The 19,125-nt window shown below is 70.8% G+C and carries 19 protein-coding genes; 8 read left to right on the top strand and 11 right to left on the bottom strand.

The genetic code is table 11. The features are described 5' to 3' along the window. Positions 1 to 460 precede the first annotated feature (460 nt). On the bottom strand, positions 461 to 1,720 hold the full coding sequence (gene tyrS, locus G3I60_RS42345) for a tyrosine--tRNA ligase (protein WP_164298439.1): 1,260 nt from the start codon (positions 1,718 to 1,720) through the stop codon (positions 461 to 463). A 113-nt stretch (positions 1,721 to 1,833) separates the two neighbouring features. Beyond that, entirely contained in the window at positions 1,834 to 2,496 is a 663-nt protein-coding gene (locus G3I60_RS42340) for a DNA-3-methyladenine glycosylase (RefSeq protein ID WP_164298437.1), read from the bottom strand. A 102-nt stretch (positions 2,497 to 2,598) separates the two neighbouring features. Here G3I60_RS42340 and G3I60_RS42335 point away from each other — a divergent pair, with 102 nt between their 5' ends. The 3 genes from G3I60_RS42335 to G3I60_RS42325 all read left to right on the top strand — a co-directional run bounded on the left by G3I60_RS42335 (position 2,599) and on the right by G3I60_RS42325 (position 4,948). Next, positions 2,599 to 3,381 (top strand): sporulation protein, encoded by a 783-nt coding sequence (locus G3I60_RS42335; protein WP_138354953.1) that lies wholly within the window; start codon positions 2,599 to 2,601, stop codon positions 3,379 to 3,381. Positions 3,382 to 3,465: 84 nt separating this feature from the next. Continuing rightward, complete coding sequence (locus tag G3I60_RS42330; protein WP_164298435.1) at positions 3,466 to 4,005, top strand: YbhB/YbcL family Raf kinase inhibitor-like protein; 540 nt, start codon at positions 3,466 to 3,468, stop codon at positions 4,003 to 4,005. Between the two features lie 439 nt (positions 4,006 to 4,444). Then, positions 4,445 to 4,948, top strand: coding sequence for an HNH endonuclease (locus G3I60_RS42325; protein WP_164298434.1), 504 nt, complete (start codon positions 4,445 to 4,447; stop codon positions 4,946 to 4,948). Between the two features lie 75 nt (positions 4,949 to 5,023). Here G3I60_RS42325 and G3I60_RS42320 read toward each other — a convergent pair whose 3' ends face one another. From G3I60_RS42320 to G3I60_RS42305, 4 genes are all read right to left on the bottom strand, one after another. Continuing rightward, complete coding sequence (locus G3I60_RS42320; RefSeq protein WP_138354956.1) at positions 5,024 to 5,791, bottom strand: sulfite exporter TauE/SafE family protein; 768 nt, start codon at positions 5,789 to 5,791, stop codon at positions 5,024 to 5,026. A gap of 49 nt (positions 5,792 to 5,840) precedes the next feature. Further along, on the bottom strand, positions 5,841 to 6,824 hold the full coding sequence (locus tag G3I60_RS42315; RefSeq protein WP_138354957.1) for an SPFH domain-containing protein: 984 nt from the start codon (positions 6,822 to 6,824) through the stop codon (positions 5,841 to 5,843). 138 nt (positions 6,825 to 6,962) lie between these two features. Beyond that, positions 6,963 to 7,385 (bottom strand): NfeD family protein, encoded by a 423-nt coding sequence (locus G3I60_RS42310; protein WP_138354958.1) that lies wholly within the window; start codon positions 7,383 to 7,385, stop codon positions 6,963 to 6,965. A 153-nt stretch (positions 7,386 to 7,538) separates the two neighbouring features. Then, a complete protein-coding gene (locus G3I60_RS42305; protein ID WP_164298432.1) occupies positions 7,539 to 8,348 on the bottom strand; it encodes an ABC transporter ATP-binding protein in 810 nt (269 codons plus the stop codon). 81 nt (positions 8,349 to 8,429) lie between these two features. Between G3I60_RS42305 and G3I60_RS42300 the strand changes: the two genes are divergently transcribed. After that, positions 8,430 to 9,215, top strand: coding sequence for a hypothetical protein (locus G3I60_RS42300; RefSeq protein WP_138354960.1), 786 nt, complete (start codon positions 8,430 to 8,432; stop codon positions 9,213 to 9,215). 84 nt (positions 9,216 to 9,299) lie between these two features. Here the strand turns inward: G3I60_RS42300 and G3I60_RS42295 are convergent, their stop codons facing one another. The 4 genes from G3I60_RS42295 to G3I60_RS42280 form a co-directional block, all read right to left on the bottom strand. Further along, on the bottom strand, positions 9,300 to 9,542 hold the full coding sequence (locus G3I60_RS42295) for a chaplin (RefSeq protein ID WP_138354961.1): 243 nt from the start codon (positions 9,540 to 9,542) through the stop codon (positions 9,300 to 9,302). 199 nt (positions 9,543 to 9,741) lie between these two features. Further along, a complete protein-coding gene (locus tag G3I60_RS42290; RefSeq protein WP_187144823.1) occupies positions 9,742 to 9,987 on the bottom strand; it encodes a chaplin in 246 nt (81 codons plus the stop codon). Positions 9,988 to 10,137: 150 nt separating this feature from the next. Then, a complete protein-coding gene (locus tag G3I60_RS42285) occupies positions 10,138 to 10,806 on the bottom strand; it encodes a response regulator transcription factor (protein ID WP_164608494.1) in 669 nt (222 codons plus the stop codon). Beyond that, the gene (locus G3I60_RS42280; protein ID WP_164298428.1) at positions 10,799 to 11,953 is read right to left on the bottom strand and encodes a GAF domain-containing sensor histidine kinase; all 1,155 of its coding nucleotides are present in this window, start codon (positions 11,951 to 11,953) and stop codon (positions 10,799 to 10,801) included. The genes G3I60_RS42285 and G3I60_RS42280 overlap by 8 nt, the downstream gene beginning before the upstream one ends. Before the next feature lie 220 nt (positions 11,954 to 12,173). Between G3I60_RS42280 and G3I60_RS42275 the strand changes: the two genes are divergently transcribed. The 3 genes from G3I60_RS42275 to G3I60_RS42265 all read left to right on the top strand — a co-directional run bounded on the left by G3I60_RS42275 (position 12,174) and on the right by G3I60_RS42265 (position 15,016). Further along, on the top strand, positions 12,174 to 12,872 hold the full coding sequence (locus G3I60_RS42275; RefSeq protein ID WP_138355035.1) for an SDR family NAD(P)-dependent oxidoreductase: 699 nt from the start codon (positions 12,174 to 12,176) through the stop codon (positions 12,870 to 12,872). Positions 12,873 to 12,877: 5 nt separating this feature from the next. Next, positions 12,878 to 13,939, top strand: a complete 1,062-nt coding sequence (locus G3I60_RS42270) for an S-adenosylmethionine:tRNA ribosyltransferase-isomerase (protein ID WP_164298441.1) — start codon at positions 12,878 to 12,880, stop codon at positions 13,937 to 13,939. A 315-nt stretch (positions 13,940 to 14,254) separates the two neighbouring features. After that, positions 14,255 to 15,016 carry a transglycosylase SLT domain-containing protein gene (locus tag G3I60_RS42265; RefSeq protein ID WP_239070994.1) on the top strand — a complete coding sequence of 254 codons (762 nt, stop codon included), beginning with the start codon at positions 14,255 to 14,257 and terminating at the stop codon, positions 15,014 to 15,016. 76 nt (positions 15,017 to 15,092) lie between these two features. Here G3I60_RS42265 and G3I60_RS42260 read toward each other — a convergent pair whose 3' ends face one another. Then, positions 15,093 to 17,606: an FHA domain-containing protein gene (locus G3I60_RS42260; protein WP_244809122.1), complete on the bottom strand. Its 2,514-nt coding sequence runs from the start codon at positions 17,604 to 17,606 to the stop codon at positions 15,093 to 15,095. 199 nt (positions 17,607 to 17,805) lie between these two features. On the opposite strand from G3I60_RS42260, the gene G3I60_RS42255 reads away from it, so the two are divergent. Beyond that, positions 17,806 to 19,125: streptophobe family protein (locus G3I60_RS42255; RefSeq protein WP_164608493.1), on the top strand; the 1,320-nt coding region annotated here is incomplete at its 3' end.

The raw sequence follows: 19,125 nt of genomic DNA, 5'->3' as shown, positions 1-19,125 counted from the left end.
CGGAGGGCGGAAGGACTTTTTCAAAGGAACCACCAAACGAAACCCGAATGGGTTCCGCCCGGGGTGTTTTAAGTCTGGCGTTGACTTTTGGCACGCTGTTGAGTTCTCAAGGAACGGACGCTTCCTTCGGTGCCGTTTTACCGGCGCCCTCCGGGCTTCCCTTCGTGTTTCTCAGCTTAGCAGATCCGATTTCCCGTTTCTGCCACCCGCTGAGGCGGGCTTTTGTTTCTCGCCTTGCGGCGTGTCCACTACGTTAGCCGATTTCCCGCCACGCTCATAATCGAGCTATTCGGACTGAATTTCGGCGCACCGAAAAGCAACCCTGTCGGGAAGTCGTAGTAGTGGGTGGCCACCCCCGCGGGGATCCGGACGAACCGGACGCACCGTTTCAAGCGGCTCGGACTACATTACGGAGGAGCGGCGGCAGAGTCAAGCTCAACCGCCGCTCAAACGCACGATTTCAGCCGACCTCGACGGCAGCCAGGCTCTTCTTGCCGCGGCGGAGGACGAGCCACCGGCCGTGCAGCAGGTCGGACTCGGCCGGCACCGCGTCCTCGCTGGTCACCTTGGCGTTGTTCAGGTAGGCGCCACCCTCCTTGATGGCCCGGCGGGCGGCCGACTTGCTGGCCACCAGCTCGACCGCGGTCAGCAGGTCGACGATCGGCTCCAGCGCCGTGACCTTGGCGTACGGCAGCTCGGAGAGAGCGGCCGCCAGCGTGGCCTCGTCCAGGTCCGTCAGTTCCCCCTGGCCGAAAAGCGCCTTGGACGCATCGGTGACCGCGGTGCACTGGGCGGCCCCGTGGACCAGGGTCGTCAGTTCCTCAGCCAGGGCGCGCTGGGCGGCGCGGGCCTGGGGGCGCTCCTCGGTGAGGCGCTCCAGCTCCTCGATCTCCTCGCGGGACTTGAAGCTGAAGATGCGCAGGAACTTGGAGATGTCACGGTCGTCCGCGTTCAGCCAGAACTGGAAGAAGGCGTACGGCGTGGTCATCTCGGGGTCGAGCCAGATGGCGCCGCCCTCGGTCTTGCCGAACTTGGTGCCGTCCGCCTTGGTGATCAGCGGAGTGGCGAGGGCGTGGACGGAGGCGCCCTCGACGCGGTGGATCAGGTCGATGCCGGCCGTGAGGTTGCCCCACTGGTCGCTTCCGCCGGTCTGCAGGGTGCAGCCGTAGCGCCGGTAGAGCTCCAGGAAGTCCATCCCCTGGAGGATCTGGTAGCTGAACTCGGTGTAGCTGATGCCCTGGTCGGAGTTGAGGCGCCGGGCGACGGCTTCCTTGGCGATCATCTTGTTGACGCGGAAGTGCTTGCCCACGTCACGCAGGAACTCGATCGCCGACATCCCGGACGTCCAGTCCAGGTTGTTCACCATCGTCGCGGCGTTCGGCCCCTCGAAGGAGAGGAAGGGCTCGATCTGCCCGCGGACCCGCTCGACCCAGTCGGCGACGACCTCGGGAGCGTTGAGTGTCCGCTCCGCCGACGGCTTGGGGTCGCCGATCAGGCCGGTGGCCCCGCCCACCAGGCCCAGCGGCCGGTTGCCCGCCTGCTGCAGCCGCCGGATGGTGAGGATCTGCACCAGGTTGCCGAGGTGCAGGCTGGGCGCCGTGGGGTCGAAGCCGCAATAGACCGTGACCGGGCCGTCCGCGAACGCCTTGCGCAGTGCGTCCTCGTCAGTGGATACGGCGATCAGCCCGCGCCACTGCAGCTCGTCGACGATGTCCGTCACGGTTCTCTTGTCTCCTTGGGTCAGTGCGATGAGTCGGTGCTCCGCGGTCCGCACACCGGCGGTCGCAGAGCGTCTGTACAGCGTGTCCGAGAGTACGCGGTCATGGCGAGTCGTTAGGGGCGGCGTCTCGGGGTGTGGGCACGGTAGGGACTGACGGTGGGGTCGCCGTCGATCCAGAAGCGCCAGGGGTGCACGGCTCCCTCGCCGCCGACGCCGGTACGGGGGCCGGAGCGCACCCGGTCAGCGGCCGGCGGGGTACCGGTGAGGACGCGGAACGGGCTGCCGGCCGGTTCGCCCGCCGGACCGGTATAGGGGTCGCAGACGTCGGATCCGTTGAGCGACCGGTCGACGGCGAGCGCGGTGGCCAGCCGGGCCGGGCCCTGGGCGAGGTCGGTGTCCTTGCGGGAGGTGGGGCGGTTCGCTCGGGCGAGGTCCTCCCCACGGGTGATCTCGCCGCCCCGGAGCAGGACCCCGCTCGGCGTGCCCTCCGGGCCGCAGACCAGGTTGAGGCAGTGCCACATCCCGTACGTGAAGTACACGTAGGTGTGGCCGGGCGGGCCGAACATCACCGCGTTGCGTTCGGTGCGGCCCCGGTAGGCGTGCGATCCCGGGTCGACGGGTCCCGCGTAGGCCTCCACCTCGGTGAGGCGCAGCTCGATCGGGCCGTCCGGGGTGTCACGGACGAGGATCCGGCCGAGGAGGTCCGGTGCGATGTCGAGGACCGGGCGGTCGAAGAAGGGCCGGGCGAGCGGGGCCCTTTCCGCGTCGGCGATCATGCGGTACGAGGGTACTGGAACCGCCCGCGGCGGTTCCGCGTTCGTAGTGACCGTAGATAACGTAAAGAAACAGTCAACCGCCGGTATGAGGAGTGGGACAACGTGGGCTTCAAGAAGCTGCTTGCGAGCATGGGTGCCGGTGGGGCGTCCGTCGAGACCGTACTGACGGACCCGAACGTGGTGCCGGGCGGCACTGTCCAGGGTGAGGTGCGTATCCAGGGCGGGTCGGTCGCGCAGCAGATCGAGGGGCTCTCCGTCGGGCTGCAGGCCCGGGTCGAGGTCGAGAGCGGCGACAACGAGTACAAGCAGGACATCGAGTTCCACCGGCAGCAGCTGGGCGGGGCGTTCGAGGTGGCGCCGGGCGCCGTGCACACCGTGCCGTTCGGGCTGCAGATCCCGTGGGAGACGCCGGTCACGACATTCCTCGGCCGGCATCTGTCGGGGATGAACATCGGGGTGACGACGGAGCTGGCGATCGCCCGCGCGGTGGACTCGGGTGACCTCGACCCGGTCAGCGTGCACCCGCTGCCGGCGCAGCAGGCGCTGCTGGACGCGTTCGGGCACCTGGGCTTCGCGTTCAAGGCCGCGGACCTGGAGAAGGGGCACATCCGGGGGACGCGGCAGCGGCTGCCGTTCTACCAGGAGATCGAGTTCCGGGCGCCGCACCAGTACCGGGGGCTGAACCAGGTGGAGCTGACCTTCATCGCGGACGGCAACGAGATGGACGTGATCCTGGAGATGGACAAGAAGCCGGGGCTGTTCGGCGAGGGCAGCGACTCGTACCGGTCGTTCACGGTCGGTCTGCAGTCCTTCCAGGGCACCGACTGGGCGGCGTACCTGAATCAGTGGCTGGCGGAGGTCGGCGGCAAGCGCAACTGGTTCTAGGGATCTAGGCTCGGTGCGCAGAAGGCCGCGCCGGCGCAGCCCGGCCGCGGTCCGTAGCGGTTCTTGCGATCAGGAGGTGTCGAGGTGACCGAGCAGAAGCGGCGGCCGCTCCCCCACGAGTTCCATCCGCCGGTGCCGTCGTTCACGGTGGTGAGCGATGACGTGGCGCCGGGCGGGCTGTTGAAGGACGCCCAGGTGTACGCGGCCGGGAACACGTCACCGCACCTGCGGTGGGAGGGCTTCCCCGACGGGACGAAGAGTTTCGCCGTGACGTGCTACGACCCGGACGCGCCGACCGGCAGCGGTTTCTGGCACTGGTCGCTCATCGACATTCCCGTGTCCGTCACCGAGTTGCCCGCGGGCGCGGGCGGCGGGGACTTCAAGGGGCTGCCCGAGGGCGCGCTGCACGTCAGGAACGACTACGGGACGCGGGACTTCGGCGGGGCCGCGCCGCCGCCGGGGGACGGTTCGCACCGCTATGTCTTCACCGTGTACGCGGTGGACACCGAGAAGCTCGGGCCGGACGCGGACGCTTCGCCTGCCGTGATCGGTTTCAACCTCCGCTTCCACACGCTGGGCCGCGCCCAGCTGATCGGCGAGTACGAGGCACCGGCCGGTAGCTGACGGCCGGGCATCCGCCGTGGCCGGTGGGCGCCCGTTAATTGCGTTGCGCCCCGGCGCCCTGAATCGCACAGTGGTACGTGTCTGGTGGTGGCCCACCATCACCAGGCAGCCGGTACCGCTGTAGCGGGGGCGGCGGGGCGTTGCGTCGTGGTGGTTCTCGCCCGCGCGATGCCGGCCGTCCGCCGGAACCAGGTGTTTCCCGCCCGGTGTCCACGCCGGCTGCCGTACGCTCCGGACGCTTCCGTTACGCACGGGGGGAAGCGTCCGGGGCGTTCGGCATTTTTCGCTGTCCACCCGCCCGGCCACCCTTCCGGGAGCCGCTCCCGTACCCCGTCGATCCCCTTTCCCCGCACGGTAATTGCGTTGTCCGCCGGTGGTCCGCGAGGCACAGTGGATCCACTTCGCCATGGGGCGGGGACGGATCCTTGGGGTGGGCGGAATGCGTGAGACTCTGGTGCTGAACGCGAGTTTCGAGCCGCTGTCGACGGTGTCGCTGCGGCGTGCCGTGGTGCTGGTCATGCAGGAGAAGGCCGTCGTCGAGCAGGCGCATCCCGGGCTGCGCATCCGCGCGGCGGCCGTCGAGGTTCCGGTTCCGCTGGTGATCAGGCTGCGCAGATACGTCCGGGTGCCCTTCCGACAACGGGCCTCGTGGTCGCGGCGGGGTGTGCTGGTGCGTGACCGGCACCGGTGCGCGTACTGCGGTCGCCGGGCGAGCACGGTGGACCACATCGTGCCGCGGTCGCGCGGTGGTGGGGACACCTGGCTGAACACGGTCGCGGCCTGTGCGGAGGACAACGGCCGCAAGGCGGACCGGACGCCTGAGCAGGCGGGGATGCGGCTGCTGGCGCAGCCGTTCGAGCCGACGCCGGCGGACACGCTGCTGCTGGCGCTGGGGATCAGGGACAACGACGCGCTGCCGGGGTGGCTGGCGCTGCCGGCCTGATCCCGGTGGGGCGCGGACGGCGGCGGGCCCGGTGCGGTGCGAGCACCATCCGGGCCCGCCGCCGCACGCTGCCGGTCATCTGAGGACGAGCTGGACGATGGCCACGATGCCGACGGCGACGATGACGCCGCGCAGCGCCGCCGGCGGCAGCCGGCGGCCGATGCGGGCGCCGAAGATGCCGCCGAGGGTGGCTCCGGCGGCGATGAGGCCCACGGCGGCCCAGTTGAAGTCGGCGACGAAGAGGAAGAACACGGCGGCGATGCCGTTGACGAGCATGCCGAGGACGTTCTTGACGCCGTTGATCCGCTGCAGGTCGTCATGGAGCAGCAGCCCCATCAGCGACAGGTAGAGAACGCCCTGGGCGGCCCCGAAGTAACCGCCGTACATGCTGGCGAGGAACAGTCCGACGAGCAGCAGCGGGCCGCCGTCGGTGGGGACCTCGGTGCCCTCGCGTTCGCGGCGGGCCTTGATGGCGCGGGCGAGGCGGGGCTGCAGCACGACCAGGACCAGGGCCAGCCCGATCAGTACCGGGACGATCGCGTCGAACGCGTCGGACGGCAGGGTCAGCAGCAGGATCGCGCCGGCCAGGCCGCCGGCCAGCGCGGTGCTGCCGAGCCGGATGACGCGCCGGCGCTGGCCGCGCAGTTCACGGCGGTAGCCGATGGCACCGGTGAGCGAACCGGGTACCAGGCCGAGGGCGTTGGAGACGTTCGCGGTGATCGGCGGGAGGCCGACGGCGAGCAGTACCGGGAACGTGATGAGGGTGCCGGAGCCGACGATGGTGTTGATGGTGCCGGCGCCGATGCCCGCCGCGAAGACGGCGAGTGCCTCCCAGAACGTCACGCTGTGCCCCTCGATGACCGGTGTCGGATACACCGATCATGCCCGAGGGTCAGTCCTTGTCGAAGCGTGGGGTCTCGCGGCGCGGGATGGGGACGTCGCCGCCGCCCCCGTTGTTGCCGTTGGTGCCGCCGTTGTTCCCACCGCCGGCGCCGTTGGTCGGGGCGCCGGGCAGGTTCACGATGCCGCCGAGGCCCTTGAGCGCGTCATTGAGCTCGCTGGGGATGATCCAGAGCTTGTTGGCGTCGCCCTGCGCGATCTTCGGGAGCATCTGGAGGTACTGGTAGGCCAGCAGCTTCTGGTCCGGGTCGCCCGCGTGGATGGACTCGAAGACCGTACGGATGGCCTGGGCCTCACCTTCGGCGCGCAGCGCGGCGGCCTTGGCGTCACCTTCGGCGCGCAGGATGGAGGACTGCTTCTCACCTTCGGCGGTGAGGATCTGGGACTGCCGGATGCCCTCCGCGGTGAGGATCGCGGCGCGCTTGTCGCGGTCCGCGCGCATCTGCTTCTCCATCGAGTCCTGGATGGAGGTGGGCGGCTCGATCGCCTTGAGCTCGACGCGGTTGACGCGGATGCCCCACTTGCCGGTGGCCTCGTCCAGGACGCCGCGCAGCGCCGCGTTGATCTCCTCGCGGGAGGTCAAGGTCCGTTCCAGGTCCATGCCGCCGATGATGTTGCGGAGCGTGGTGACGGTGAGCTGCTCGATCGCCTGGATGTAGCTGGCGACTTCGTACGTCGCCGCGCGGGCGTCGGTGACCTGGTAGTAGATGACCGTGTCGATGTTGACGACCAGGTTGTCCTGGGTGATCACCGGCTGCGGCGGGAACGGCACGACCTGCTCACGGAGGTCGATGCGGTTGCGGATCGTGTCGATGAACGGAACGACGATGTTCAGGCCCGCGCTCAACGTCCGCGTGTAGCGGCCGAATCGTTCGACGATGGCGGCACTCGCCTGGGGGATGACCTGGACCGTCTTGATGAGCGCGACGAAGACGAGCACCACCAGGATGATCAGGACGATGATGATCGGCTGCATGTCCACTCCCGCGCCGTTTGCGGACGTACTACGACATGATCAATTCTCGCAGACCACTGCGGCGGTGCGCTCGGGTTCGGCGAATTCCCGGAGCACGACCGCGGCGGCCGTATCGGTCGGTCAGGCGTCGTCCTCGGGTCACATGACGACGGCGGTCGCGCCGTCGATCTCCACGACATCCACCTTCTCGCCCGGGTCGAAGCTCCGTTCCTCGTCGAGGGCGCGCGCCGACCAGATCTCTCCGGCGAGCTTGATCCGTCCGCCGCCGCCGTCGACCCGTTCGAGGACGACGGCCTGCCGCCCCCTCAGCGCGTCGATGCCGGTACGCAGTTCGGGCCGCTGCGTCCGGTGCTTGTAGGCGATCGGGCGGACGACCGCGAGCAGTGCGACCGAGACGATCACGAAGACGATGACCTGGACGACGATGCCGCCGCCCAGCGCGGCGACGATCGCCCCCGCGACGGCGCCGACCGCGAACATCCCGAATTCGGGCATCGTCGTGATCACCAGCGGTATGCCGAGTCCTACGGCGGCGATCAGCCACCACACCCATGGGTCCACCTCCCCATCGTAGGGGGGCGGGGGTGATCTGTGACAGGCCTTCCGGGCGCGGGGGCGGGCGCGGGGAAGCACGAACGGGCGTTCCGCCGGGGGGTGTTACGTCCCGCTCCCCCCGGCCGGGCGATCCTGCTTCCCCGGGCGGGCGGCGGATGCCTACGAGAGCGGCAGTCCTGCGGCGGTCCAGCGGTCGCCCCTGCGCTCGACGACGAGCGGGAGGCCGAAGCAGCGGGAGAGGTTGCGCGAGGTGAGTTCCAGCTCGACCGGGCCTGCGGCGACGACCTTGCCCTGGCGGATCATGAGGACATGGGTGAAGCCGGGGGCGATCTCCTCGACATGGTGGGTCACCATGATCATGGAGGGCGCGATCGGGTCGCGGGCGAGCCGGCCGAGGCGGCGTACCAGGTCCTCACGGCCGCCGAGGTCCAGGCCGGCCGCGGGCTCGTCGAGGAGCAGCAGCTCCGGGTCGGTCATCATGGCGCGGGCGATCAGCGTGCGCTTGCGCTCGCCCTCGGACAGGGTGCCGAACTTGCGGTCCAGGTAGTCGGACATGCCCAGCCGGTCGAGGAAGGCGCGGGCGCGGTCCTCGTCGACCTTCTCGTAACTCTCCCGCCAGTGCGCGGTCATGCCGTACGCGGCGGTGAGCACGGTCTGCAGGACGGTCTGGCCGCGCGGCATCTTGTCCGCCATGGCCGCGCCGGCCATGCCGATACGGGGGCGCAGTTCGAAGACGTCGACGCTGCCGAGCTTCTCGCCGAGCACCTGGACGGTGCCGGTGGTCGGGAAGAGATAGCTGGAGGCGACATTGAGCAGGGTGGTCTTTCCCGCGCCGTTCGGTCCGAGGATCACCCAGCGTTCGCCCTCGGCGACCGACCACGAGACCTGGTCCACCAGAGCCCGTCCGTCGCGGACCACCGATACGTCCACCAGCTCCAGCACATCGCTCATGAGCGCGTTGTCTCCCATTGCAGTTTCGGTTGTCACGGGCAGAGCCCCGAGGGAAAACCTACGCCACGCGTCGGGCGGTCCACTCCTTAGGCTGGGGGGATGCTTGATGAACCTCGATCAGGACGGCTGGCGGCGTGGGGAAATGCCCTACTTGCCGGACTTGCCGCACCGGATGATGTCGCCCAGGAGGTCCTGGGCGAGGACGCGGTCCACCGGATGACCGGACTGCCGGGCGAGACCGGCCCGGTCGGGCTGACGCTCGGCCTCGGCCGGCTGCGGGCGCTCGGTACGACCGGTCTGCGGGTCGCCCTGCCCGCGCCGGGACATCCGCTGGGCCTCAGCGGCCCGGCGGACTTCAACGCGCGGGCGCTGGCCGCGGGCGAGGCCGTGATCGCGGTCGGCGGCCCGGCGCTCGGCCTCGTACCCGAGGTGAGCGAGGCCGGGCCGCGCGGCGATGTGCATGTGGAGGTGGAGTGGAAGTGCCTGGAGGTGCGGCAGGGCCCGCCGGCCGATGTGCCCTCGCTCGGCGAGGCCGAGCGGGAGCTGGCCGAGGCGCTGCGGGACACCACCGAGGCGCTGACCCGGCTGGACGTGGCGGGGGCGGGGCCGGCCGCGCAGGCCGCCCTGGACGCGTACCGGGCGCGTGCGGAGCGCGGCCGTGATCTGCTGGCGCCCGGCTATCCGCCGCGGGCGGTGCGGGTGCTGGCGCTGGCGCAGCGGGTCGGCGCCCTGGTCGCCATCGCCTCCGACGGGCACGGGGGCGCGGTGAGCGCGTCGGAGATCGCCGCGCGGGCGGAGCTGCTGCGGCCGGTGGAGCGCACCGCGCGGCGGGCGCAGGTGGCGGCGTACAACGCGTACGTGGAGGAGTCGGAGCGCCGGGCCTGAGCCGCACCGGGATGACGCGGAAGGCCCCGCGTCCTGCCGGTGTCACCGGTGGGACGCGGGGCCTTCACGGTCGTACGGGGCAGGTCAGCCGATGTTCGACGACGCGTTGCCGAACGCCGGGTTGAGCAGACCGATCACGTTGACGGTGTTGCCCGTCACGTTGACCGGGACGTGCACCGGCACCTGGAGCAGGTTGCCGGACAGCACGCCCGGGGAGTCGGTGGCGGAGCCACAGGCATCGGCGCTCGCGAACGCGGAACCGGCGGAGACACCCGCGGCGATTCCGGTGACGGCGATGACCAGGGCGGCCTTTTTGGCAGTGTTCATGGGAAACGATCCTCCTGTTGCGGTACGGCCCAGCCGCGGGCCGCACGGTGAAGAACGCCCGGCCCGGCCGGATGACACGGCCGCGGACCGGAAACGTCCGAAGGGATCACCGGATCGAACGCGCGGGGATTCGATCGAACGCAGCGGCCCCGGAGGCGGTGCCTCCGGGGCCGGTCGTCGCGGCGGAGCCGCGGGGGGACTACTGGTTGACGCACTCGTTCCCGAACACCGGGTTCAGGAGACCGATCACGTTCACGGTGTTGCCGCAGACGTTGACCGGGACGTGCACGGGAACCTGGAGCAGGTTGCCGGAGAGAACGCCGGGCGAGCCCTCGGCCACGCCGTGGGCCTCGGCGCCGCTGTGGGCGGAGGCGACACCGGCTCCGGCCATGGCGAGCCCGCCCGCGACGAAGGTGACAGCCGCGGCGGTCTTCAGGATCTTCACTTCGAACTTCCTCCTTGCAGGGTGCACCGCGACCAGCCGCCGCGGTACTCCCTACAGAACGGGCCACCGGCGGTCAGGATGCGCCACCGGCCCCACATCCACCCGTCGGAATGAATCCGATACCGGAACACACCGGTCCGGTATGGCCCGTCAGGCCTCCGGAGGTGCCCCGATGCCGTGCCTGACCGCCCACAGCGCGGCCTGGGTGCGGTCCGAGACATCGAGCTTCATCAGGATGTTCGAGACATGGGTCTTCACGGTCTTCTCCGAGAGCACCAGCGCGCGGGCGATCTCCCGGTTGGAGCGCCCGTCGGCGATCAGCGTCAGCACCTCGCGCTCCCGTTCGGTGAGGGCGTTGCCCCGTCCCTGGCCGCCGCCGGGGAACTCCTGGGAGAGCAGGGCGTCGGCCACCTCGGGCTGGAGCAGCACATGGCCGGCGTGCACGGAGCGGATGGCGCCGGCCAGCGCCTCGGGGTCCACGTCCTTGTACACATAACCGGCCGCGCCGGCCCGCAGGGCGGGCACGATGGTGCGCTGCTCGGTGAAGCTGGTGACGATGAGCACCCGGGCCGGGTTGCCGAGCTCGCGCAGCTTGCGCAGCGCGGAGATGCCGTCGGCGCCGGGCATCTTGATGTCCATCAGGATCACGTCGGGGCGCAGTTCCCCGGCGCGGGCCACGCCTCCGTCGCCGTCCCCCGCCTCCCCGACGACGTCGATGTCGCCCTGGACCTCCAGGAAGGTCCGCAGCCCGCGGCGCACCACCTGGTGGTCGTCGACGAGCAATACGCGGATGCGGGCCTGCCGCTCTGACTCAGCCACCGGGCACCTCCATCTCGATGACGGTGCCCTTGCCGGGCGCCGATTCCACTGTCAGGTGTCCGCCCACGCCGCTCGCCCGGTCCCGCATCGAGACCAGGCCCAGATGGCGTCCGGCGCGGCGCACCGCGGACGGTTCGAAGCCGCTGCCGTCGTCGCGGACCCGCAGCACCGCCCCCTTGCCCCGGCCGGTGAGGCAGACGGTCACGGTCCTGGCGTCCGCGTGCCGCAGTGCGTTGTGCAGCGCCTCCTGCGCGACCCGCAGCAGCGCTTCCTCCTGGGCGGCGGGCAGCGCCTTGACCTGGCAGGACGTAAAGGTGACATGGGCCGCGTGGGCCCGGTCGAGCACCTCGGCCTGGGTCCGCAGGGTCGCGACGAGGCCGTCCTCGTCCAGTCCCGCGGGCCGCAGCTCGACGACGACGGCTCGCAGCTCGTCGGCGGCCTCGGCGGCGAGCGCCGCCACATGCTTCAGCTCCTCCTTGGCGCGCGCCGGGTCGCGGTCGACCAGGGCGGCCGCGGCCTGTGCGGTGAGGCGCAGCGAGAAGAGCTTCTGGGAGACCGCGTCGTGCAGCTCGTGGGCGATGCGCGCCCGCTCCCCCGCCAGGGTGAGTTCGCGGCTGCGCTCGTAGAGGCGGGCGTTGGTGAGGGCGATGGCGGCGTGGGCGGCCAGGGTCCGCAGCAGCGTCTCGTCCTCCTGGGTGAAGGCGCAGTCGGTGGCGGGCCCGGTTCTGGGGCCCACCTTGTTGGCCAGGAAGATCGCGCCGAGGATCTCCTCGCCGTCGACGACCGGCATCCCGATGAAGTCGGTCATGTCCGGGTGGGCGCGCGGCCAGCCCCCGAAGGAGTCGGACTGCGTGACGTCCGCGAGCCGCTGCGGGGTCGCCTCGTGGAGCATCGCGGCGAGGATGCCGTGCTGGCGGGGCAGCGGGCCGATCGCCTTCCACTGCTCGTCGCTCACCCCGTCGACGACGAACTGGGCGAACCCGCCGTGATCGTCGGGCACCCCGAGCGCGGCGTACTCGGCGTCGAGCAGCTCGCGGGCGGACGCGACGATCGTCTGCAGCACCTCGCGCACCTCCAGGTGCCGGCTCATCGCGAGGACCGCGTCGCTGACCGCTTCGATTCCGCCTCTGGGCGACCGGTTGGACATGTCGTCAACCTACCGGCGCCGCGGCCCCGGCGGATCGGGCCGGGGACCTAGGGCAAAGTGCCCCCCGACGTGCGGCGGACGGCCGAGGCGCCGGACGTGGCGGCGTTCCTACGGTGAAGGGAGCCGCTGGACGACGGGTCCTGCGGCGGCTCGGAGGGCAACAAGGAGGAGCAGCGTGAAACGCTTCACTGCAAGGGTGGCGGCGGGTGACGGGCGGGCGATGCCGGTAGCGATCATCACGGGGGCTTCGCGGGGACTGGGCCGTGCCCTGGCCGGGGCGCTCGCCCGGCGTGGCTGGGACCTGGTGCTCGACGGCCGGTCCGAGGGGGTGCTGAAGACGGCGGCGGCGGAGCTGGAGCGGGAGGGCCCCGGACGGGTGGCGGCCGTGCCGGGCGATGTCACCGACGCCGCCCACCGGACCGCGCTCGTCGCGGCGGCCCGCGCGTTCGGCGGCGTCGATCTGCTGGTGAACAACGCGAGCGCGCTGGGTGCCGAGCCGCTGGTGGCTCTGGCGGAGCTTCCGGTGGACGGGCTGCGCGCCGCACTGGAGACGAATGTGGTGGCGCCGCTGGCGCTGGTGCGGGAGGCACTGCCCCTGCTGCGGGCGGCGGGCGGCGCGGTGCTGAACATCAGCTCCGACGCGGCCGTGGAGGCGTACGCGACGTGGGGCGGCTACGGGGCGAGCAAGGCCGCGCTGGAGCAGCTGTCCGCGGTGCTGGCCGTGGAGGAGCCGGGGCTGCGGGTGTGGTGGGTGGATCCAGGCGATCTGCGGACCGAGCTGTACACGGCGGCCGTCCCGGACGACGACCCGTCGGACCGGCTGCTGCCGGCGGACGTCGCCCCGGCCTTCCTGCGGCTGCTCGACGAGGAGGCGCCCAGCGGGCGCTACACCGCTCCGGCGCTGCTGGAAGCACGGTGACCACGATGGAGGGCCTGCGGGGGTTGCGGGTACCGCCCGAGCTGTCGGCGCGGGCGCCGGCCGGGCAGCGGGACGGCGTACGGCTGCTGGTCGGGCGGGCGGCGGCGGGCGAGGTGTCGCACCACGCCTTCCGGGAGCTTCCGGGGCTGCTGCGGGCGGGTGACGTCCTGGTGGTGAACACCTCGCGGACGCTGCCCGCGGCGGTCGGCGGGCGGCTCGGCCTGGAACCGGTGACCGTGCACTTCTCGACCCGCCAGGACTGGGGGCACCCCCGGCCGGAGGTTGGGGGGCACTGGGCCGTGGAGGTCAGGACGCCCGACGGGCGCGGCACGACCGTGCCGCGGGCCGGCGGACCGGCCGGGGCGGTCGTGGAGCTGCCGGACGGCGAACGGCTGGTGCTGGAGGAGCCGCTGTCGCCGCGCGGGGACCGGCTGTGGCTGGCCCGGCCGTCGATGGCGGACACCGCCGGCTATCTGCACGGGCACGGGCGGCCGATCCGGTACGGCTACACCGAGCGGGACCAGCCGCTCGCCGAGTATCAGACGGTGTTCTCGGTGCCGTCCCCCGACGGTCTCGGCTCGGCGGAGATGCCGAGCGCCGGCCGGCCGTTCACCACCGGGATCGTGACATCCCTGGTCAGCAGGGGTGTGCAGATCGCACCGATCGTCCTGCACACCGGGGTCTCCTCGGCCGAGACGCATGAACCGCCGTACCCGGAGTGGTTCGAGGTGTCGCCGAGCACCGCGGGGCAGGTGAACGCCGCCCGCAGCGGTGGGGGCCGGGTCGTCGCGGTCGGTACGACGGCCGTACGGGCGCTGGAGTCGGCGGCGGACGGCCGGGGCACGGTCCGCGCCGCGCGCGGCTGGACGGATCTGGTGTTGACCCCGGAACGCGGGGTACACGCCGTGGACGGGCTGCTGACCGGGCTGCACGAGCCGGCGGCCTCCCACCTGCTGATGCTGGAGGCGGTGGCGGGCGCTCCCCTGCTGGAGCGGGTCTACGCGGAAGCCGTGCGCGGCGGCTATCTGTGGCACGAGTTCGGCGACGTGAACCTGCTGCTCCCGTAGGCGTTTCGGGGGTGCTTCCGGCGCCGTTCCCGGGCACGCTTCGAGGACCCCTGAAAAGCCGTCACCGTGCGCACCCCCGTCATGACGATCCGTCGATGGCGGGGGTGGTGCCGTGTGACCTGCCCGATAGGACGTACGTCACTTACGAAGCCGGGTAGTGGACCCTGAGGGTGCCCACGGCGCGTAAGGGGCCCGTAAACACGCCCTGCCGTTCCACCCGCAACTACGACTTTCGTTAGTAATCGACCTCTTTGCCCTGCGGTTTTTACCCAGCTATCAATGCCGGAGTCCGCAATTGGAAGAGGTAACTCCCCCATGCAGCTCCCGACGCTCCCGAAGCTCGGCCGCCTGAACAAGGTGCATTCGTTCGCCGTAGCAGGCACCGCAACCGCCGCTCTGACGGTTCTGGCCATCACCGCTGGTGTCCAGGGATCCGACGGAACGGCCCTCGCCGCCGGCGAGCCCTCCAACATCGCTGTGGTCAGCACCGCCGGACCGCAGAGCATTACCGACCAGGCCGGCGCCGCTTCGCAGCACGCCGCAGCCGAGGCCGCGGCCAAGAAGAAGGCGGCCGACACGGCCGCCGCGGCCGCGAAGAAGAAGGCGGCCGACGAGGCCGCCAAGAAGAAGGCCGCTGACGAGGCCGCCAAGCGCAAGAAGGCGGAGCAGGCCGCGAACCGCTCCAAGGAGCGCAAGGCCCTCGCCGCCCAGCCGAAGCCCGCGACCAAGGCTCCGGCCCCGGCCGCCGTCTCGTACTCGAACGACCTCGACGGCTGGATCAAGGAGTCGCTGTCGGTCATGGCCGCCCACAACATCCCGGGCAGCTACGACGGCATCTACCGCAACATCATGCGCGAGTCGTCCGGCAACCCGCAGGCCATCAACCTGACGGACTCCAACGCCGCCGCCGGCATACCGTCCAAGGGCCTGCTGCAGGTCATCGACCCGACGTTCCAGGCGTACCACGTGTCCGGTACCTCCATGGACATCTACGACCCGGTCGCCAACATCACCGCCGCGTGCAACTACGCGGCCGCGAACTACGGCTCGATCGACAACGTCGACTCGGCCTACTGAGCACCGGTCCACCACGCCGAAGGGCGGCCGCACCCCCAGGGGTACGGCCGCCCTTCGGCGTTGTCGGTCCCGCGCGCTACTTGCGCATGACCTCCGGCTCGTGGCGGCGCAGCAGCCGCGCGACCACGACACCGCAGATGACACCGAGCACGACCAGCACGCCCATGTCGACGATCCACTGGGCCGCGGTGTGCTCCCAGAGCTGGTCCGGGTTGGCCGCGTCCCACGGCATGAGGACGTTCAGCTGGGCGGTGGTGCCCAGGGCCGAGACGGCCCAGCGGGCCGGCATCAGCCAGGCGAACTGCTCCACGCCGATCGAGTCGTAGAGCTGGAACAGCACCCCGGTGAAGACGACCTGGACGATCGCGAACATCACCAGCAGCGGCATGGTCTTCTCGGCGGTCTTCACCAGGGCCGAGATGATCAGGCCGAACATCATCGAGGTGAAGCCGAGCGCGATGACGGCCAGCGTCATCTCGATCGCCGGTGAGCTCTTGAAGATCACGCCCTCGGTGGGCATGGCCCGCGGCGCGAAGCCGATGCCGCAGATGATGACGCCCTGCAGGGCCGTGATCAGACCCAGCACGATGACCTTGGACATCAGGTACGCGGAGCGGGAGAGGCCGGTGGCCCGTTCCCGTTCGTAGATCACCCGTTCCTTGATCAGTTCTCGTACCGAGTTGGCGGCGCCCGAGAAGCAGGCGCCCACCGCGAGGATCAGCAGGATCGTGCCCGCGTCCTTGTTGACCAGGTGGGCCTTGAGCGGACCCGGGCCCAGACCGCTGTCGGCCGGGATGACGACGCTGACCACACCCAGCACCGCGGGCAGGATGAACATCAGCCCGATGAAGCCGCGGTCGGAAGCGATCACCGACAGATAGCGGCGTACCAGCGTGAACAGCTGGGAACCCCAGCTCTGCGGCTTCGGCGGCCGGGTGGCCAGCTGCGGGACGACCGCCGCGGCCTGCGGGGCGGCGTCCAGGTCGGCCGCGTACATCTGGTAGTGCTGCGAGCCGTGCCAGCGGCCCGACCAGTCGTAGTCGCGGTAGTTCTCGAACGCCGAGAAGACATCGGCCCAGGTCTCGTAACCGAAGAAGTTGAGCGCTTCCTCCGGCGGGCCGAAGTAGGCGACCGAGCCGCCCGGCGCCATCACCAGCAGCTTGTCGCACAGCGCCAGCTCGGCCACCGAGTGGGTGACCACCAGGACGGTGCGGCCGTCGTCGGCCAGACCGCGCAGCAGCTTCATGACGTCGCGGTCCATACCCGGGTCGAGGCCGGAGGTCGGCTCGTCCAGGAAGATCAGCGACGGCTTGGTGAGCAGCTCCAGCGCGACGGAGACCCGCTTGCGCTGACCGCCCGAGAGGGAGGTGATGCGCTTGTCCGCGTGGATGTCGAGCTTGAGCTCCTGCAGGACCTCCTGGATCCGGTGGTTGCGCTCGTCGGTCGCGGTGTCACCTGGGAACCGGAGCTTGGCCGCGTACCGCAGTGCTTTGCGGACCGTCAGCTCCTTGTGCAGGATGTCGTCCTGCGGGACCAGACCGATGCGCTGGCGCAGCTCGGCGAACTGCTTGTACAGGTTTCGGTTGTCGTACAGCACCTCGCCCTGGTCGGCCGGGCGGTAGCCGGTCAGCGCACGCAGCAGCGTGGACTTGCCGGAACCGGACGGGCCGATCACCCCGATCAGCGACTTCTCCGGGACACCGAAGGAGACGTCCTTGAGGATCGTCTTCGTGGTGTTGCCCTGTGGGACCGTGACGGTCAGCCGCCGGGCCGAGAAGGAGACCTCACCGGTGTCGACGAACTCCTCGAGCCGGTCGCCGGCCAGCCGGAAGGTCGAGTGGCCGACGCCGACGATGTCGTTCGGGCCCAGCAGATGGCGTTGGATCGCCTGGCCGTTGACGTAGGTGCCGTTGTGGCTGCCCAGGTCGACGATCTCGAAGCGGCCGTCCGGGTGCGCCTTGAACTCGGCGTGGAACCGGGAGACCTGGAGGTCGGAGACGACCAGGTCGTTCTCCAGCGCACGGCCGATCTTCGTGACCTGGTTGATCGAGAAGTGGTGCATCGTGGTCGGGCTGCGGTGCTGCTGCCCGCCCTGCGGTTGCTGCGGCTGCTGCGGCCAGCCCTGCTGCTGCGGAACCTGCGCCGGCGGCTGCTGGTTCCAGCCACCCTGCTGCGGCTGCTGCGGCTGGACGGGCGGCCGGTGCGGCTGCTGCACCGGCGGGGCCTGCCGTGCGGCAGGTGCCTGGTGCGGCTGCGCCAGCGACGTCTCCGCACTGTAGAGATCGGCGCTGACCTGCTGGCCGCCGCTGAAGTTGAGACGGGGGCCGTCGGTCGCGTTGCCGAGGTTCACGGCGGAGCCCGGTCCGACCTCCATCTGGTGGATGCGCTGGCCCTGGACATAGGTGCCGTTGGTGCTGCCGAGATCCTCGACGATCCAACTGCGTTCGCCCCAGCGGATGGTGGCATGCCGCCAGGAGACTCTGGCGTCGTCGAACACCATGTCTCCCTGCGGATCCCGCCCGAGGCTGTACGACCTGGATGGGTCGAGCGTCCAGGTTTGACCGTTCAATTCGAGTACGAGTTCAGGCACCCCAAGCCCCAAAAGTTGTCCCCCGGTATTTCCCCATGCGGGGAGTCTAGGGATTGCGAACATCGGGAGGAACTATTTCAGGCCCGGCAGTCGAACCGGAACCCGCCCTCCGATAAGTACGCCCGCCGGCAGCGTTGACTGCGCCCAAATGCCACCGGAGAGTAGTAACCGCCCAAGGAAACGACCTCGGGGGGCCGGGATGACCGCTAGGACCACGCCCTGGGTGAGCGTACTGCTCTCCGCCATCGCGTCCGTGAGTTGGGCGTTTCTGGCCATGACGGGCACCGCCGCGCTCGGTCTGCATCTGCTCGGGGCGGACACCGCGGGTTCACTCGGACCGATGACGGCCGCGGTGGTCGCGATGGCCGCGGGCGGCCGGGTCCGACCGTCGGGCGACGTCGCCGTGTTCGGGATGGACAGCGCCGGGACCCAGGGCGCCGTCGGCGTCATGCCGTTGGGCGTCGCCCTGGTGGGCGCGTTGCTGCTGGTGTGGGTCTTCCTGCGGTCGTTACGCAAGGCCGGGACGGTCGTCTCCGCCGGTGAGCTGGCCGCCCGGGTGATCGCGGTCGCGGTGTTCTTCACCGCGGTACTCGGCGGACTCGCCTGGGCCGGCCAGGACACCATCGCCATCGACGGCGCCTCGCTCGGCGCCCCCCAGGCCGGCGGCATCCTGGACAAGCTGCCCGGTATCGGGGACATCGGGGGCGGCGGACTCTCCGACGGCCTGCAGGGTCTGATCAAGTCCAAGACGTCGGTCGGCTTCCATGTCGACACCGTGCCCACCCTGCTGCGCGGCCTGGTGTGGGTGCTGTTGGTACTGCTGATCGCGCTGCTCGCCTCGCGCCGTACGCCGTTGCCGCCGGGCTGGCAGGGTGTGCACCGGGTGGTGCGGCCCGCCGTCTCCGCGCTGTGCGGCGTTCTGGTGCTCGCCGTGGTGGCGGGGTTCGCCGCCGCCGGGTACGCGGCGGTCACCGGCGACGAGCCGGGCCGGATCATGGGCGCCGCGCTCCTCGGCGCGCCCAACGGGGTCTGGCTGGCGCTGCCGCTGGGCCTGTTCGTCCAGTGGAAGGGCGTCGCGACCGGGGAGCTCGCGAAGGTGCTGCCCGATCCCCTCGACCGCTTGCTGAGCAACGGGGTCAAGGAGCCCATCACGCTCGGCCGGCTCGCCGAGCTGGACGACCGGGTCTGGCTGCTGCCGGTCGCGGTGGCGCTGATGATGCTGACCGCCGGGGCCCTCACCGCGACCCGCACCCCGCTCGGGACCGGGTCGCGCGCCGGATACGCGGGGCGCTGCGCGCTGCGGCTGGGGGTCGCCTCGGCCGTCGCGCTCCCGCTGCTGGTGTGGCTGACCGGGGTCTCGGTGAACGCGAACCTGTCGGTCTTCGGCTTCGACGCCGTCGGGGCCGGGATCGAGCTGCACGGCAGCGTCCCGCTGGCGCTGCTGCTGGGCGCCGCCTGGGGCGCGGGTGCGGGCGGCGTGGGCGCGCTGCTGGCGCTGGCGACCGGCGCCGCCGGGCGG

It is taken from the genome of Streptomyces sp. SID13666, from assembly GCF_010548325.1.
In the GTDB taxonomy this organism is placed as follows: domain Bacteria; phylum Actinomycetota; class Actinomycetes; order Streptomycetales; family Streptomycetaceae; genus Actinacidiphila; species Actinacidiphila fildesensis.
This window is presented reverse-complemented; position numbering and strand designations above follow the sequence as displayed.